18 protein-coding genes are annotated in these 16,979 nt (G+C 31.8%); 9 read left to right on the forward strand and 9 right to left on the reverse strand.

The window, feature by feature from the left end; genetic code table 11:
- Positions 1-131: 131 nt before the first annotated feature.
- From MAEO_RS02970 to MAEO_RS02990, 5 genes are all read left to right on the forward strand, one after another.
- Complete coding sequence (locus MAEO_RS02970) at positions 132-788, forward strand: corrinoid protein (RefSeq protein ID WP_011973314.1); 657 nt, start codon at positions 132-134, stop codon at positions 786-788.
- A 14-nt stretch (positions 789-802) separates the two neighbouring features.
- Positions 803-1,810 carry a uroporphyrinogen decarboxylase family protein gene (locus tag MAEO_RS02975; protein WP_011973315.1) on the forward strand — a complete coding sequence of 336 codons (1,008 nt, stop codon included), beginning with the start codon at positions 803-805 and terminating at the stop codon, positions 1,808-1,810.
- A gap of 84 nt (positions 1,811-1,894) precedes the next feature.
- Complete coding sequence (locus tag MAEO_RS02980; RefSeq protein ID WP_011973316.1) at positions 1,895-2,698, forward strand: uroporphyrinogen decarboxylase family protein; 804 nt, start codon at positions 1,895-1,897, stop codon at positions 2,696-2,698.
- Complete coding sequence (locus MAEO_RS02985) at positions 2,691-3,635, forward strand: uroporphyrinogen decarboxylase family protein (protein WP_011973317.1); 945 nt, start codon at positions 2,691-2,693, stop codon at positions 3,633-3,635. Before MAEO_RS02980 ends, MAEO_RS02985 begins: the two co-directional genes overlap by 8 nt.
- The gene (locus MAEO_RS02990) at positions 3,625-5,358 is read left to right on the forward strand and encodes an ASKHA domain-containing protein (RefSeq protein WP_232202540.1); all 1,734 of its coding nucleotides are present in this window, start codon (positions 3,625-3,627) and stop codon (positions 5,356-5,358) included. The genes MAEO_RS02985 and MAEO_RS02990 overlap by 11 nt, the downstream gene beginning before the upstream one ends.
- Positions 5,359-5,659: 301 nt before the next feature.
- Here the strand turns inward: MAEO_RS02990 and speE are convergent, their stop codons facing one another.
- From speE to MAEO_RS03005, 3 genes are all read right to left on the reverse strand, one after another.
- Complete coding sequence (speE, locus tag MAEO_RS02995; RefSeq protein WP_011973319.1) at positions 5,660-6,499, reverse strand: spermidine synthase; 840 nt, start codon at positions 6,497-6,499, stop codon at positions 5,660-5,662.
- Between the two features lie 154 nt (positions 6,500-6,653).
- Entirely contained in the window at positions 6,654-7,007 is a 354-nt protein-coding gene (gene speD, locus MAEO_RS03000) for an adenosylmethionine decarboxylase (protein ID WP_011973320.1), read from the reverse strand.
- A 54-nt stretch (positions 7,008-7,061) separates the two neighbouring features.
- Positions 7,062-7,559, reverse strand: coding sequence for a pyruvoyl-dependent arginine decarboxylase (locus MAEO_RS03005; RefSeq protein ID WP_011973321.1), 498 nt, complete (start codon positions 7,557-7,559; stop codon positions 7,062-7,064).
- Positions 7,560-7,808: 249 nt separating this feature from the next.
- Here MAEO_RS03005 and MAEO_RS03010 point away from each other — a divergent pair, with 249 nt between their 5' ends.
- A complete protein-coding gene (locus MAEO_RS03010; protein ID WP_011973322.1) occupies positions 7,809-9,401 on the forward strand; it encodes a dihydropteroate synthase-like protein in 1,593 nt (530 codons plus the stop codon).
- Between the two features lie 40 nt (positions 9,402-9,441).
- Here the strand turns inward: MAEO_RS03010 and MAEO_RS03015 are convergent, their stop codons facing one another.
- The 3 genes from MAEO_RS03015 to rnhB all read right to left on the reverse strand — a co-directional run bounded on the left by MAEO_RS03015 (position 9,442) and on the right by rnhB (position 11,884).
- Positions 9,442-9,897 carry a 30S ribosomal protein S15 gene (locus MAEO_RS03015; protein WP_011973323.1) on the reverse strand — a complete coding sequence of 152 codons (456 nt, stop codon included), beginning with the start codon at positions 9,895-9,897 and terminating at the stop codon, positions 9,442-9,444.
- A 281-nt stretch (positions 9,898-10,178) separates the two neighbouring features.
- Positions 10,179-11,054: a tRNA (adenine-N1)-methyltransferase gene (locus MAEO_RS03020; RefSeq protein WP_011973324.1), complete on the reverse strand. Its 876-nt coding sequence runs from the start codon at positions 11,052-11,054 to the stop codon at positions 10,179-10,181.
- Positions 11,051-11,884: a ribonuclease HII gene (gene rnhB, locus MAEO_RS03025; protein WP_011973325.1), complete on the reverse strand. Its 834-nt coding sequence runs from the start codon at positions 11,882-11,884 to the stop codon at positions 11,051-11,053. Before rnhB ends, MAEO_RS03020 begins: the two co-directional genes overlap by 4 nt.
- A gap of 263 nt (positions 11,885-12,147) precedes the next feature.
- Here rnhB and eno point away from each other — a divergent pair, with 263 nt between their 5' ends.
- On the forward strand, positions 12,148-13,437 hold the full coding sequence (gene eno, locus MAEO_RS03030; protein ID WP_011973326.1) for a phosphopyruvate hydratase: 1,290 nt from the start codon (positions 12,148-12,150) through the stop codon (positions 13,435-13,437).
- Positions 13,438-13,463: 26 nt separating this feature from the next.
- Here eno and MAEO_RS03035 read toward each other — a convergent pair whose 3' ends face one another.
- On the reverse strand, positions 13,464-14,405 hold the full coding sequence (locus MAEO_RS03035) for a malate dehydrogenase (protein ID WP_011973327.1): 942 nt from the start codon (positions 14,403-14,405) through the stop codon (positions 13,464-13,466).
- Between the two features lie 234 nt (positions 14,406-14,639).
- Between MAEO_RS03035 and MAEO_RS03040 the strand changes: the two genes are divergently transcribed.
- On the forward strand, positions 14,640-14,888 hold the full coding sequence (locus MAEO_RS03040; protein ID WP_011973328.1) for a hypothetical protein: 249 nt from the start codon (positions 14,640-14,642) through the stop codon (positions 14,886-14,888).
- A 221-nt stretch (positions 14,889-15,109) separates the two neighbouring features.
- On the forward strand, positions 15,110-15,601 hold the full coding sequence (locus tag MAEO_RS03045; RefSeq protein ID WP_011973329.1) for a gamma carbonic anhydrase family protein: 492 nt from the start codon (positions 15,110-15,112) through the stop codon (positions 15,599-15,601).
- Between the two features lie 4 nt (positions 15,602-15,605).
- Here MAEO_RS03045 and MAEO_RS03050 read toward each other — a convergent pair whose 3' ends face one another.
- Positions 15,606-16,661: an RNA-guided endonuclease InsQ/TnpB family protein gene (locus MAEO_RS03050; protein WP_332244313.1), complete on the reverse strand. Its 1,056-nt coding sequence runs from the start codon at positions 16,659-16,661 to the stop codon at positions 15,606-15,608.
- Positions 16,637-16,912 (reverse strand): helix-turn-helix domain-containing protein, encoded by a 276-nt coding sequence (locus MAEO_RS08015; RefSeq protein ID WP_332244314.1) that lies wholly within the window; start codon positions 16,910-16,912, stop codon positions 16,637-16,639. Before MAEO_RS08015 ends, MAEO_RS03050 begins: the two co-directional genes overlap by 25 nt.
- Positions 16,913-16,979 lie beyond the last annotated feature (67 nt).

A 16,979-nucleotide genomic window follows, 5' to 3' on the forward strand; every position in this document is an offset into this window, starting at 1 on the left:
ATGATATTAGATTTTCTAATCAAGATATTATCATTAAAATATGTAAAAAGAAAAATATATATAAAATAAAATAACAATATTACCAAAGATATAATTATATAGTACATTAAAAAATCTAATAGGGCGATAGAATGAGTGCTGAAATTTTAAATAAACTTGCAGAATCTGTTGTAAATCTAGATGAAAATGGAGCCTTGAATGCAGCGCATGATGCATTAAAAACTGGAATTCCTGCACAGGTGGCCATAATTGAAGGGTTGTGTGAAGGCATGAAATTAGTCGGTAAGAAATATGAAGAAAAAGAGTATTTCGTTCCAGAAGTATTAATGGCCTCAAATGCCATGAATAAAGCCGTAGATGTCTTAAAACCACATGTAATAATAGATGAAGACGATATTCCTGCTAAGATTGTAATGGGCGTAATTCAAGGAGATATTCATGAAATAGGAAAGAATATTGTAGCAATGATGACAGAAGCAGGAGGTTTTGAAATTCATGATTTAGGTAGAAATGTACAGTGTGAAAAATTCGTAGATTATGCCATAGAAAATAACGCAGATATAATCATGATGTCTACAATGATGACAACCACAATGTACAATATGAAAAAAGTTATTGGTATTCTGGAAGAAAAAGGTGTTAGGGATAAATTTATAGTAATGATAGGTGGAGGTCCGGTATCTTCTGCTTTTGCAAAAGAAATAGGTGCAGATGCATATACTGAAAATGCTAACGAAGCGTTAAATGTTGCCAAAGAACTCTATAAAAAACGAAATAATGGACAATAAATAGGTGAAAAAAAATGACTCCAAAAGAAAGACTTTTAGGGGCAATTACTGGAAGCGGTATTGATAGAATACCTGCGGCCCCACTTATTGGAAACTTTGCTGGAAGAATGGCAGGGTATACCGTAAATGAAATTGCAAAAGATGGAACTAAATTGGCTAAATCCTTAGAATACACATACAACATGATTAAACCAGATTTGGTAACAATATTAACGGATTTAAGTATAGAAGCTGAGGCCATGGGTTGTGAATTGGAGTATTTTGATAATGATGTCCCAGTAGTTAAAAGGCATGTATCACTCGATGAGATATCCATTCCGAATCCTGAAAAAGACGGAAGAATGCCCGAATTTTTAAAATGTATTGAGCATCTTGTGGAAAAAATTGGAAATGAAGTATTTATTGGAATGTGTGTCCCAGGACCATTTACAATAACGGGAAATGTTCACGGAGCAGAGAGTATGATGATGGATTTGGTAATGAATCCAGATGTTGTTAAAGAGGAAATAAAACTGGCAACAGAAACCTCAAAATTATTTATAAATGCATGCATGGATAGGGGAGCGATACCTTTAATTTGTGATCCAATAGCATCTGGTTCATTAATAAGCCCGAAATTTTATGAGGAGTTTGCACTAAATCCCTCCAAAGAGATTGTAGATGAAATACACAAACGTGGATTACCAGCAGTATTGCATATTTGTGGGGACTCAAATCCAATACATGACCTTATGGCTGAAACCGGGGCAGATTTTTTAAGTGTTGATGCCAATGTTAATTTAAAAGAAATGAAAGAGAAAGTAGGTAAAAAAGTAGGTATAATTGGAAATATAGATCCTGGAAGCACCATATACCTTGGAAGTAAGGAAGAAGTCATTAATGAATGCAAAAAGGCAATAGAATACGCATCAGACAATCCAAAAGGATTTATTCTTGCATCGGGTTGTGAAATACCATTAGAATCTAAGAAAGAAAATGTAAAGGCAATAGTTGAAGCATCAGAAGTCTATGGAAAAATCTAGTAAAAATCCGATAAATATTAAGATGTTATTTAACAATACCAACAATTTTAACCATATTTTTTTAAAGATGGATTGGGTGTTTTTATGACGCCAAAAGAAAGAATTGATAGTGTCCTTGATGGGGGGACCAATATTCCCTCCGTCCCAATAATAAGCCCATATTTTTTAAATCTTTCATTAAACAAAGACAAAGAACTGTTTAATTTTCATTTAAATTTATATGAGAGATATAAACCAGATTTAATCACATTAATACATGAAAATGTAAGTTTAGAAATTGAAACTTTAAAAATACTGGGAAGGAAAATAAAAGATACATATATAACTGTTGCTTTGGACTGTCCAATATCTTACCTATCTGCAATTGACGATAACTTCATGATAAATCTTTATTTAAAAAAAGAAGAAATTCATTCAAAAATGGACAATTATGTGGAATATCTCAAAGAAAATATTGGAATAATTATAGAAAATGAAGGAATTCCATTTTTAGGAGACCCCACTGCTCCATTCATTGGACCAAAGATGTATGAAGAGTTTGGAATACCCTATTTAAAAAAAATATTTAGATTTATAAAATCTTACGGAGCTCCGGTATTTTTACATATATGTGGCGAATTAACTCCAATTATTGACCAGTTGAAAAAATTGGATATCGATGTTTTAAGTTTTGAAGATAGTTTGGGTGTTGTAGGAGCTCTTGACTGTGTATTGATGGGAAATATAAAGCCTAAGGATATGCTGAATGATTGCATAGACTCTAAAATAAATCAGGTTATAAAAAATAAGGGAAAACAGCACATAATAGCGACAGGTTGTGAGTTGCTTCCCAATACTCCCGAAAAAAACATTATTAAATTAATTAACTCGAGGGTGGATTATGATTGACATTGAAGAAGAAGTTAAAAATAGAACTTTGATAGCACCAATGGGTGGGTGTTATATTGCAAAACTTTATGGATGCGGTAAGAAGCACCATTTTTGTAGAAATGGGGAAATTTTTGGTAAAGCACTTTGTAAGGCAAAGGAACATTTTGGCCATGATATTATCCATCTTTCCTCAGATATATATGTTGAAGTGGAAGCCATGGGATTGTACGATTGGAGCTGTATATCTGAGGGCTATGGGAAGATGGATGAAGATTTTGATTTGGATAGTTTAACGATTGATTTAGATGGTGGGAGAATTCCCGAATACAGAAAGGCAATTGAATACTGCAACTCAAAAAATAATACGGCATTTGTAAGCGTAAGTGCCCCATTTACTCTTGCAGCAATTCTGAGAGGCATTGATAGATTTATGATAGATTTAATAAAAAATGAAAAATTTGCTAAGGATTTGATTAAAAAAACTACAGAGATATCCAAAATTGTTATAGAAGATATAAATGAGATTGCACACCCTTTTGTTGTTGATGCGGTGTCATCTTCCTCCCTTATTAGTCCAGAATTTTATAGAAAATTTGCTTTTAAACCGATAAAAAAAGTAATGAAGGCATGTGATTTTCCCATCTTACACATGTGTGGAGACATAAACCCAATATTAGATGATGTTAAAAAAACAGGAACAAAAATTATAAGCTTTGATGATAATTTAGATATTTCTAAAGCCTTTGAGGCATTTAAAGACTTAATTGTTTTTGGAAATATTGACCCTTCAATGATGTATTATTCAAAAGTAGATAAAGTAGAAATGGAAGTAAAGAAATGTATGGAAGCTAAGGGTGGTGATTTCATATTGTCCACTGGATGTAGCCTCCCAGTGGGAGCTCCAAAGAAAAATTTAGAGGCGTTAGTGCATTATGGGGGGTGTTATGATGTATAATATTACATACATAAAAGAGGATGGAACTAAAAAATCAATTAAAGTTAAAGAAGGAACCACAATACTTGAAGGAGCGATAAAAGCGGGAGTTTATATTGATGCTCCATGTGGAACGGGGAAATGTGGTAAGTGTAAAGTTTTAGTGGAGAAAGGTTTAGAAAATATTGATAAGGATAGTATTGTGGAAGATGAGTATGCACTGGCATGTGTGGCAAAAGTTTATGGGGACATATCAATTAATGTTCCAAATTTCCAAGGTGTGGTTTGTAAGGATATCACCAACGAAGTTGGTGAGCTACAAACTCGAAGAGTTTGTTCAATTACCGAACAATGTAAAGGTGAGCTACAAAATCTCGAGGGATTTCATCCGATGTCTTTAAACCCCGATATTGGAATAAATAAAATTACTACAACAGTATTGGAATCATCTAACTATAACCTAACATTAGATGCAATAAATAAGCTTAATTCTATGAAGTTATCGGACGAAGTAACTTTAATATTAAAGGGAGATAATGTCGTTAATGTAGAAAAAGATTTTTCTGGAATTTATGGGCTTTCAATTGATATTGGGACTACATCTGTTGTTGTATATCTTGTTGATATTTCTAAAGGTATTGTTTTAGATAATATTTCTTTTTTAAATCCTCAGAGGCAGTTTGGGGCAGATGTTGTTTCAAGAATAGCATACAACAACGGAATTTTACTGCAAAAAACACTTATAACTGAATTAAACGATTCTATATCAAAATTATGTTCAAACAATAACATAAAAATGGATAATATTTATGAAGTTAGTGTGGTAGGAAACACTGCTATGATACACTTCTTTTATGGAATAGTCCCAAAAAATCTTGCAACCCATCCTTATGTTCCAACATTTAAAAACTCACCATATCTTCCTGCAAAAGAGTTGGGGCTAAACCTAAGAAACGCATACATTTACACACTTCCGATAATAGGAGGTTATGTTGGGGCAGACACAGTTGGAGCAATTTTATCATCTGAAATGCATAAAAAAGATGATATAAGTCTCCTTATAGATATTGGCACAAATGGGGAAATTGTTTTAGGGAATAAAGAAAAGTTATTAACCTGTTCATGTGCAGCAGGTCCTGCATTTGAGGGTGTCAGCATAGAGCATGGGACAAATGCTAGAGAGGGGGCAGTATGTAGAGTAAAAATAGATGAAAATAACATATACTATGAGACCATAGGAAATAAAACGCCCCCTATTGGAATATGCGGGTCTGGAATAATAGATATTGTAGCTGAATTTTTAAAATCCGGATTAATTAATAAAACCGGTAGATTTACTGGAGAACATAAAAACTTAAAGGAAAATAAATTTATCATTGAAGATTCTATTTATTTCACACAGGGCGATATTAGGGAAGTACAGCTTGCAAAAGGGGCAATATATGCAGGAATAAAAATTCTCTGTTATGAATATGGAATAAGTATGGAAGATATATCTAATGTATATGTTACTGGAGCATTTGGATGTCATATCGATGTTGAAAATGCAAAGATTATCGGACTTTTACCGGATTTGGATAATATATTGAGTATTGATAATGCTGCTGGAAGGGGGACTATAATGGCTTTACTATCTAAAAAAATTAGAAATGAAGCCGATAAGTTGGCAAAAAATACGAAATATATTGAATTAAGTAGTCATGATAATTTTGAAAGTGAGTTCATATCTGCCCTTGGGTTTTAACCATTATATTTTTATACACTCTTTTATTCACGAATCCTTCGGCAGAAAGCCCATGACTCCGTAGTGAGCGAAGCTCACGAAGGGCTATAAAATCCTTCGGATTTTGTTCAATTAGTCGTGGGAGTAATACAGATTATATATTATCTTATAGGTTTTATCCCAATTATAGTAGTTATTAGAAAAAGAGTGGAAACTAATTTATCGTCATTAACTGGGCATCTCAAAGAAGCTCTTATAAAAAAATAAAAATTAAGGGCATTTAATATTAATTTAATATATATTAATGTATTATCATATCTACTTATTTTAAATATTTTGGCGTAGCTAAAAATACACCAATGTGAACATCTTCGTCATAATAAATTGTATCTATTTCCTTTAATTTTTCTTTTATTTCTTCCCTGTCGGATTCTAATGGGTTGTATTTTTTCGATGCCACTGTAAAATTCCAAAATCCGCTGGGGTATGTTGGAATAGTACATACCAATGGTTTGATAATTCCAAATCCTGCTTCTTTTAAGTAATTTCCAACATCTTTTATTAAATCTGTATTAAATAATGGGCTCTCTGTCTGCTGAACCATTATACCATCATCGGTAAGACATTTAAATACATTTTTATAGAATTCTTCTTCAAATAATCCTTTTGCAGGTCCAACTGGGTCAGGGCAATCCACCAATATTACATCATATTTCTTTTCTGTTTCGGCTACATATTTAATTCCATCAGTGAATAATGTATTTACCTTTGGATTATCAATTTCACAGCTTAATTTTGGCATGTGTTCTTTACAGGCTTCAACAACCTTTTCATCGAGCTCCACAAAATCAATGGATTCTACTGATGGGTGTTTTACAACTTCCCGAACTGTTCCGCCATCTCCACCACCTATAACAAGAACGGTTTTAGGATTTGGGTGAGTAAATAGTGCTGGGTGACTTATTAATTCGTGATATATAAATTCGTCTCTTTCTGTGGTTTGATAGGTATTGTCCAATATAAGAACTTTTCCAAAATCATAGGTATCTATAATTTGGATTTCTTGAAATTCTGATTTTCCCGTATAAAGCACATCCTTTACTTTTGTGGATAATTTAAGACTTTTTGTTTGATATTCTGAATACCATAAATCAAATTTCATAATCCTCCCTCTTAAATTTGATACTCCTCTAATTTTAGAATTATAGTCAATCTTGGTCTTTTTATTTAATAATAAGCCGGATAAGGGACAATTATTGAAGATTAACTATATAAGGGGAGCTCCTTAATTATTAACTTACTTAAAAATAATAAATTTATTCTACCATACTTCCTCTTTTTATATCTATTATATCAAATTTAGCAGGTTTTAAAAAATCCCTTATTGCCGGAATAGCATCTTCTGGATTTACATGCTCTCCACAGGTAAATATATCCATTGCCGCATATCCTATTTCTGGCCATGTGTGGATACTAATATGACTTTCCGCAAGAACTGCAACTCCCGTAACTCCTTGTGGCGAAAATTTATGGGTTCTTATGCAAATAAGTGTTGCCCCGCATGAATTGGTGGCATCCTCCAACATTTTTTCTACCCCTGCCTGATTGTCTAATGCCTGTTTATCACAATCCCAGAGCTCCATTATTAGATGTTTTCCCAGATGTTTCAAATAATCTCACCTTTTTTCTTTTTATATATTTTATTGTATATTTTATATTGTATATTATTTATACCACAGTGCAACAGCTGCAAAGGCACAGCCAATATTTTCCACAGTGCATTCAGATGCTAAGGATATGATTTTATCAATTTCCCAGCCTCTCATTTCAAATCCTGTCTTTGCCATTTCTCTTACAGTATCTTCTGTTTCTTTTTTTCCACCGATTGCACTATATTCCATTATTAAACCGCATAATTCCTTATCCTTCGGTATTGCCACAGAAACTGCTGCTGATACGGTTTCGCCTTTTATATCGCTTGTTTTATATCCGTATGCCGTAGGAACTAATGAACCCATCGGAATATCTGGTAATGGAACTACCTCTGCTTTTGGTGGCATAATACTACTAATTTTAATTAAATTTACATTACATATTCCTGCATCCAAAAGAGCCATATCAAAAGCATTTAATGGATTATTTGTATCTCCCTTTCCTGCAACAAGGGAAATTGTATTTGGAGCCTTATATGGGGAATGAATTGGACTTATATTATCGTTCAAAAAAAACACCTCTATTATTTTTTTTAGTTTTTTAGTTTTTTTAGTTGGTTTTCACTGTATATTTTATGTTTCGTTATACTTCTTTATTTAAATTATTTATAGATGGTTAAAATTTAAAACTTATTAATAAAATAATATAAAATACTTCAAATACTACATATTAATAATATATAAAATATTCGGTTATGGCAAATACAATATACAAATAAAAAATATTAATAAAAAATAAACAATTATTTCCGTGATATTGTGAAAATACTTATAATTACTGGAAAACAGGCATATTCAAAAGTAAAAGATGCCGTAAAAAAATATAATTTTATAGATGTTCATGAGGCAACCGTATCAATTGCAGCATTTTTAACACCAAATATGATTATAAAAGAAATTAAAATGCTTGAAAATATAAAAAATGATAAATTATGCAATATTTATGATTATATATTAATTACCGGATTAGTTAGGCATGATTTAAGCAAAGTATATGATGAAACCAACATATTATGTTATAAATCTACCAGAGAGGCATCGGATATCCCATTATTAATTGATAATTTAAATGAAATATCGTTATCTACTACGGATTATGCAGATAATCAAATAACAAAATTCGTAAAAATGAAGGCAGAACAGGAAATTAACGAAATAGAATTAACACCAATAATAGACAATGATGGAAAAGAAAATATAATTATAGGAAATTTAAAAGTTGGCAATAGATATCCCATGAGAGTATTGGGGGAAATTATACATACACCTTGGCTAAGCGATAAGGAATTAGAAGAAAAAATAACATATTACCTAAATAGTGGGGCAGATATGATTGATTTAGGTATGATTAGCAATGAAAATCATTCTAATGAATTAAAAAGAATAATAAATATAGCAAGAGATTTAACAGATAAACCAATTAGTGTAGATACCCTTAACACCAAAGAACTAATAACTGCCATAAAGTTGGGCGTAGATATGATATTAAGTGTAGATGGCGGAAATTCTGAGGAATTAATCCCCTATTTAAAGGATAGTAATACCACAGCAGTAGTTTTGCCAACAAACTATAAATTAAATTCAGTTCCCGAAACAATTGACAATAAAATAAATCAATTGGAAAAAAACATAAAAAAATTAATGGACAATGACATACAGGTTGTAGCCGACCCAATATTAGAACCAATTAACAATAATGGTTGCAATTTTACGGAAAGTATTATTGCCTGTAAATTATTTAAGGAAAAAAATAATATTCCAATGTTCTTTGGAGTGGGAAATGTATCGGAATTATTTGATGCCGATAGCAACGGAGTAAATGCAACCCTCACGGCAATAGGTTCTGAAATCGGGGCAAATATATTATTTACGCCAGAAGCCTCTGGTAAATGCAAATACTCTATTAAAGAGTTAAAAATAGCTTCAAAGATGATGTTTTTAGCAAAAAAAAGAAAATCGCTTCCAAAAGATGTGGGATTTGATTCAATAAATTATAAAGATAAAAAATTTGATGAACTAATTACATTTAAAAATTATAACAATATTCCCATAATTGAAGCAAAAGAAAATAATAAACAGATTTTAGACGAAGGAAGCTTTAAAATAGAACTTGATAGAAAAAATAAACAAATAATTGCCATATATTTTGATAGGAGAAAAACACCCCAATTAATTATTAAAGGGAGCTCCTCAAAAGAAATTTATGACACTGCATTAGAACATAATCTTATTAAAAAAATAGACCACGCATCATATTTTGGTAGGGAGCTCCAAAAAGCAGAAATCGCCTTAAAGATTGGAAAAAAATATAATCAAGATTTTGAATTGTTTTATAATGAATTTTGGAAATAACTTTTAAAAAATAAAAAAAATAAGAAAATAAATAATTTATTTATTCTACCAATAACCTTGCGGTTTCTGGTGAGTATCTCCATTTTGCAGGTAATACTTTTGTGTTTCTGTAATATTTTACCAATCTTCTTATTTTGGATTCCGTTAATTGTAATCCTCTTTTAGAGTGAATATCTTTTGTATTCTCTTCTAAGTGGTTTCTTAAGTTAATGGCCTTTTTCATTAGATTGAATAAATCTTCTGGTATTTCAGGATAAACATTGTTATCTTTCATAATTTGAGCTACTGATTTTCCAGTAACTAATTTTACATCAGGAATTCCATAGGAATCTCTCAAAATTAATCCAATCATTGCGGATTGTTTTCCTTCTTTTGCCATTTTAACTATTACTTCTTCGGTCTCCTCAGCGGTTATGTTTGCCCATGCAGGAACTTCTGTTCTTAATGGTCTTGTTGAACCGGAGGAACCTCTTTTTCCAGAGTGTAATCTTGCCATACTATACACCTTTTTATTTTTTTGGTTTTTATTGTAGTTAATCTTCGGACTGTTCCACTAACTCATTTCCACTTATTTAACGCCATATAAATTTCCATTGGAAAATTTAGAGATTGTAAAATCAAAATAGAACAAATAAGGGACAGTTCTTGAAGATTAACTATATGCCGATGATTCCCAGCTCTTCAAGCTTTACGACTAAATAGGATATGGGAATATAATATATAAATGTTTTGTATATGGTATATAGGGGAGCTCCTAACCTCCCACATTTATTATTTTTATAGTTGTTCCTGTTCCTGCTCTGGTTCTTGTTGTGGTCTAACTCTCGCCACTGTGATATATCCTGTATGTCCCACCATTCTCGTAGATGGTCTAACTCCTTTTTCTGAAATATCCATATTTCTAACAATACATTCAACAGTTAAAATATCTAAAAATCCTCGTTCTTTTAAAGCTTCAACTCCTTTTTTAGCCTGTTCGATATAAGGAACATACATAGCTATTCTTCCTTTTGAAGGATTTAAAGCTTTTTTAGCATGTTCTACTACATTCCACGGGTCAGGCATATCTAAAACCAATACATCAATATTGGTTTCTTCAATTCCTTCGGTTATATCCCCTATTTTTTGAATTACATTACATAATCCGCTTTCTTTTATTTCGTTTGTTTCTATTATTTCTTCTTTTTCGCTTTCGGTTTGTTCCTCTTCATCAATTCCAATTATTTTTTGGTTTTCTTTCACTGCCCCCACAATTTCTAAATTTGTTCTTGCTATTTTTGCAGCATCTGCTCTTTTTTCATAGGTAATTACTTTACCATTTTTACCAACGGCATTTGCTAAATATATCGTTAAAGCTGCGGAGCCTGTTCCGGCTTCTACCACTGTCTCCCCGTCCTCTATACCGCAATATGCTATTATCATACCAATATCTTTTGGCAACAGCGTAGTTACACTTCTTTTCATTTTCTTAATAATATCGTAGGTTGTTGGCTCGACTAAATAAAATTCGTGGCCATTGTGGGACTTTATTGCTGTTCCTAATGGTTTATCCGATATATTAATTACGCCCAAATCATTTCCAAACTCATTTACTTTGTTTTTTAATAAATATTTTTTTTCTCTTTCGTCAATTATTAATTTTTTAGTTTTCAAAATTCCACCAGTTTAGTTTGTTTTAATTCTATATTGGTTTTAATGCGTTTTGAATCTTTAATTTTATCTACGGTATTTTTATCTTCAATTTTTTTTAATAATTTTTTTGAAGTATTCCAACTTTTTCTTGCAATTTCAGGGAGCTCCCTGTTTTTTTCAACATAATTTGCCAAATATTTTTGTGTTATTTTATCACTTGGATAGCCACTACCAATCTCACCATATATCTTTTTATATTCTTCTATTTTTCTATCTCTTATTACTTTCGCAATTATCGATGCAGCTGAAACAATTTTATAATTTTCGTCGGCCTTATGTTCGGCTATAATTTTAATATTATTTTCGTCATTTACTATTAATTTAGATTTTATTTGATTTGCAAATGCCTTTTCATTGCTACTACAAGCATCAATATATATTTCTATTTGCGGAGTGGCTGTTTGAATTTTACTATTTTCCTTATAATTCGGATATTCTTCCTTTAAAACAGAATTTATTAATTTAGTGAAAGCCATTAATTCTATTTTATTTAAATTTATGGTATTCATTAATTTATCAATAGTTTTTGCTTCAAGAATTTCATATCTTACATCATAATTATTTATAATCATCTCAAATAGCTCTTCTCGTCTATTTTTACTATGTTTTTTACTATCTTTAATATCCAACTTTTCAAAGTTTTTTAGGTCTTGCCCTTTAATTTTTACCAATGCAATAACCATAGGTCCCAAAACAGGACCCCTACCAGCTTCATCTAATCCAATTATTAGTTTATTATTATCATTCATTGTATCAATATTATCCTTATCAATATTATCATTATCATTCATTGTATCACGGAATATTATATATACTTTAAACTACTTATTATATTTGCAGTTGATTATATGATACTGTGGAGACAGTCCCACCTATAAGGCGACCGTATTGAGATGCCATCAGGTTTCAGTGAATATACGATTTTCCAAAGGTGGGTATATTTTATGTCTTAATCTAAATATTATATTGCTATTCTCTAAATTATTACAATTATTGTTATTATGTACGCTTTTTTTTATTTTATACACCCAATATTTAAAACCGAGGTGAAATATTGTTAAAAAATATGGATAATTCTTTTGATATTTTAGATATTAAAGCAAGAGAAGTTATAGACTCAAGAGGAAACCCTACCGTAGAGGTTGAGGTATTAACCGCAGGTGGATATGGTAGTGCCATAGTTCCAAGTGGTGCATCAACGGGAACCCATGAAGCCGTAGAATTGAGAGACAAAAGCCAGAGATTTGGTGGAAAAGGAGTTTTAGTTGCTGTGGATAATGTCAATAGTATTATTGCACCTGAATTAATCGGATTTGATTCAAGAACGCAAAGGGAAATTGATACCTATATGATAGAATTGGATAGAACGGCAAATAAAGGAAAATTAGGAGCTAATGCAATACTTGCCGTATCAATGGCAGTGGCAAAAGCAGCAGCAAGCACGGCATCACTTCCATTATACAAATACATTGGTGGATGTAATTCATATATTATGCCTGTTCCAATGATGAATGTTATTAATGGAGGGGAGCATGCGGGAAATGCCCTTGAATTCCAAGAATTTATGATTATGCCCGTTGGAGCAGATTCAATCAGCGAAGCCATAAGAATGTGTGCTGAAACATACCACACACTAAAAAAAGTGATAGTTAGCAAATATGGGAAAAATGCTTCAAATGTTGGAGATGAAGGAGGATTTGCACCACCGGTAAGCGATATAAGGGAAACACTTGATTTATTAACCGATGCCGTTAAAATGGCAGGTTATGAAGATGAAATTACATTTGCTTTGGATTGTGCGGCAAGTGAATTTTACAATAAAGATGATAACAAATATATTGTAAAGGGAGCTCCTTTATCTTCCGACCAACTTATTTCATTATATAAAGAAATATGTGATGAATATCCAGTAATATCCATAGAAGACCCACTTGATGAGGAGGACTTTGAAGGATTTGCCTCACTTACCAAAGAATTAAAAGGAGTTCAAATAGTTGGGGACGATTTATTTGTTACAAACACAGAGAGATTGAAAAAGGGAATAGAAATGGGAGCTGGAAATGCCTTATTATTAAAGGTAAATCAGATAGGAACACTATCAGAATCAATAGATGCGGCAAATCTTGCTTTTAGAAATGGATATGGTGTGGTTGTATCCCACAGAAGTGGGGAAAGTGAGGATAACACAATTGCAGATATTTCCGTTGCTTTAAATGCGGGACAGATTAAAACGGGAGCTCCTGCGAGAGGGGAAAGGACAGCCAAATATAATCAATTAATTAGGATTGAAGAAGAAATAGGATATCCTAAGTATGCAGGTAAAAATATTAGATGTCCTTTTTAAATATTTTTTTTATTAAATATTTTTTATTAAATACCTTTAACTTCATTCCAATATCTTTTTACAATTTCAACAGATTTTTTAAAGTCGTTAAATTCCTTTTCATCCAATTCAATAGGAACAATTCTTTCTATTCCTTTTTTTCCAATTACTACGGGAACACCAATACATACATCTTTTATACCATCTAATTCACCGTCAAGGTATGTGGATAATGTTAAATATTTTTTATTATCATTTGCAATGCATCTAACCACATTTAACACCGCAGATGCTGGACCATACTCAGAACCTCCTTTTAATTGTATAATCCGTTTTCCCCCATTTTTAACAAAATCCACCACTTCATTATATGGAAAATCCTTATATTCTGGCAATCTTGTTATTGGTATCCCCCCTATCGCCGTGGAGCTAATTAATGGAACCATACTATCCCCATGCTCCCCAATTATTCTGGTTCTAACATCTCCGATATGTGCATTAAAATATTTTGCAATTGCCACCTTAAACCTCATGGAGTCAAGATGAGTCCCCAAACCAAAAACTTGGCTTTTATCATATCCACTTTCAATAAGTGCCTTATGTGTCATCACATCAACAGGATTTGTAATCATAAATAATTTTGTATCGCAAGTTTTACCTATATCTTTTGCATATCTTTTTACAATTCCCGCATTTTTTTTAGCTAAATCCAACCTTGTCATATCTCCTGTCCTCGGAGCTCCGGCTGGAATTATTGTAATTTTACTATTGCAAACTACCGAAAGATCTTTCTCATCATGAACAGAGATTTCAACATCTAATTCTTCTGCGGCTATGGCATCGTATATATCCAATTTAAGTCCCTTTAACTTATCCAGTGATTTTTCCCGTGATATTAAATTAATATGCCTTACATATTTTTCCTTTGCAAGTAATACAGATATTGCAGTTCCTATTTTTCCTGACGCCCCTATTATTGATATTTCCATATTATCACCTCTCTTTTTTAATTCTTGTTTTAATGATTTTGATTTTGTAATTATCTATGTGCCATAAAATATATATAATATAATTGTTGTAATACTTATTATAAAATTATTATTATCTTATAGTATAAATATTAAAAAAATAATACTCCACAGAAAGAATAAATTTATATATTATATAATAATTAAATTAAGATAAGTTTATACATTATAAAATTTAATTTAATTGGTGAAAATATGAATGGCATAATTCGATATACCAACAATAAGGCAAAAACATTATTTAATATTGATGAAATTGATAAACAGGCGATAGCTATTTTGGCAAATGCTCCATTAATGACTGAAAAGGAAATGAGAATAGCCACAAATAGATTAAAAATTATGGCGAAAAAGAAAAAAATTAGGGGCAGAAGAAACATAGGCGATATATTAGATGATTGGGCATATAAAGCATATACTACCACAATGGAATCAATCCAATAGAGATAATCGTATAATTCAATGATGAATTTTATCAAATTTGGGCGAAATGATAAATACCCATATTTTTTTTGTTTCTTCATGGCATAATGTATGCTTTAAATATTCGCCTCATTGGGAGCTCCCTGTGCCTAAGGTTTTTTATGGGTGGTATAGTAGTATATTGTATATAGTATAATACCAACTTTTACCAGCTTAATTTAAAAAATATTTGAGGCGATATATTGAATAATAATATTAATAATGAATACAGCAGTTCAGTTCAAATTGCAAAAAATGCTACTGTATTGGGCGGCGTAATACTTGAAGACTATGTAAATGTTTGGTATGGTGCAGTTATACGGGCAGATGTGGATAAAATAACCATTAAAAAAGGTTCCAACATTCAAGATAATTGCGTAATTCACTGTTCAAAAGGATATCCAACCGAAATAGGAGAATATGTATCGGTTGGACATGGTGCTGTTGTTCATGGTTGTAAAATTGGCAATAATGTGATTGTTGGTATGAATGCCACCATACTTAACGGTGCAAAAATAGGAAACAACTGCATCATTGGGGCAAATACACTTATTACACAGCATAAAGAAATACCAGATAATAGTCTTGTTGTGGGAGCTCCCGGGAACGCAATAAGAACAATTACGGAAGACGAAATATTGGATATTAAAGATAATGCACTGAGATACATAGAATTGTCTAAAAATATGCAATAGTGAATTACCCCTCCCTTACGGACGGGGTTGAACGAAAACCTTTCGGTTTTCGTAGCCCTCGCCCTTCGGGCAAGGCTTCCTGACTCATAGGGGATACTTGCCCAGAGATTACTTTCATATAAGGTATAACTCTGAGTAGAGGTTTCCCCTCCGCAGGCACAACGGACTCTCCAAGCCCTGACTTTAATATATTCAAGGATGCGTTGTAATCCCTATCAATTTTCCAACTGCAGTTTGGACAAAAAAAGATTCTATCGGATAATTTTAATTTATCAACAACACAACCGCAGTTGGAACATTTTTTAGAAGTATGAGCAGGATTTATGAGTATTACCTCTCTACCAGCACCCTCCGCCTTATAGAGAAGTAGATTTATGAATTTACGCCAAGAACCGTCAATAATATGACGATTTAAGGTCTTCTGGCTTTTTCTGTTTTTAACCATGGACTTAATGTTTAAGTCCTCTAAAACTATTTTATCATAGTTATTTATGTAGTATCTTGATAATTTATGAAGGAAATCATTTTTCTGATTGTTCAGTTTATCATAAACTTTAATAAGTTTTAATTTGGTCTTTTTATAGTTATTAGAACCCCTAACCTTTCGAGATAGGTTCTTTTGGACTTTCTTTATTTTATCTAATGTTTCATCTATGAATTTGGGATTTTCAAACTTGTTCCCGTCTGAATCAACGGTGTAGGCATTAATTCCCAAATCTATACCTACAACCTTATTGGTTTTAGGTAGTGGGTTAAGTTCTTCTTCCACTTGAAAGAAGGCAAACCATTTATCAGTTGGTTCTTTTTTTATGATTACTCCTTTGATTACTCCTTTAATTTTTCTATGTAGTTTTATGGAAATTTCTCCTATTTTAGATAAGTAAAGTTTGTTATCCTTAATCTTAAAACCTGATTGATTGTATTCTATCGTTTTGTAATGGTTTTTAGATGATTTGAATCTTAATTTACCTACTTTATGACCATTCTGTTTTAGTTTTCCTAACGCTTTAAGATTCCCCCAAAGTTTATTATTTACTATTTTCGAGCGTAGCGAGAAAATCGTATAAAAATCTCGAAGAGATTTTTTGAGATTTGAAGGACTTTAGAATGGACTTTTTTAAGTTCAGGATTCTCCTTTTTATGCTCTGTGATTAGTTTTTGAGTATCCATTTTGTTTAGTTTCGGATTTTTAGTTTTTTGTTCTAAAAGGTAATTATGGAGGTATCTACAAATGTTTAAGTGCTCTTCTATTGTTTCTTGGATACTCTTGGATGGGTAAATCCTGAACTTATAAGTCCTCATCATTGGCATCACAGTTTGATTACTTATAAATAGTAGTAGTTTATGCTAAAAACTATATAAATGTTTTGCCCGCATT

It is taken from the genome of Methanococcus aeolicus Nankai-3 (assembly GCF_000017185.1).
Classification (GTDB): Archaea; AGJL01; Methanococci; order Methanococcales; family Methanococcaceae; genus Methanofervidicoccus; species Methanofervidicoccus aeolicus.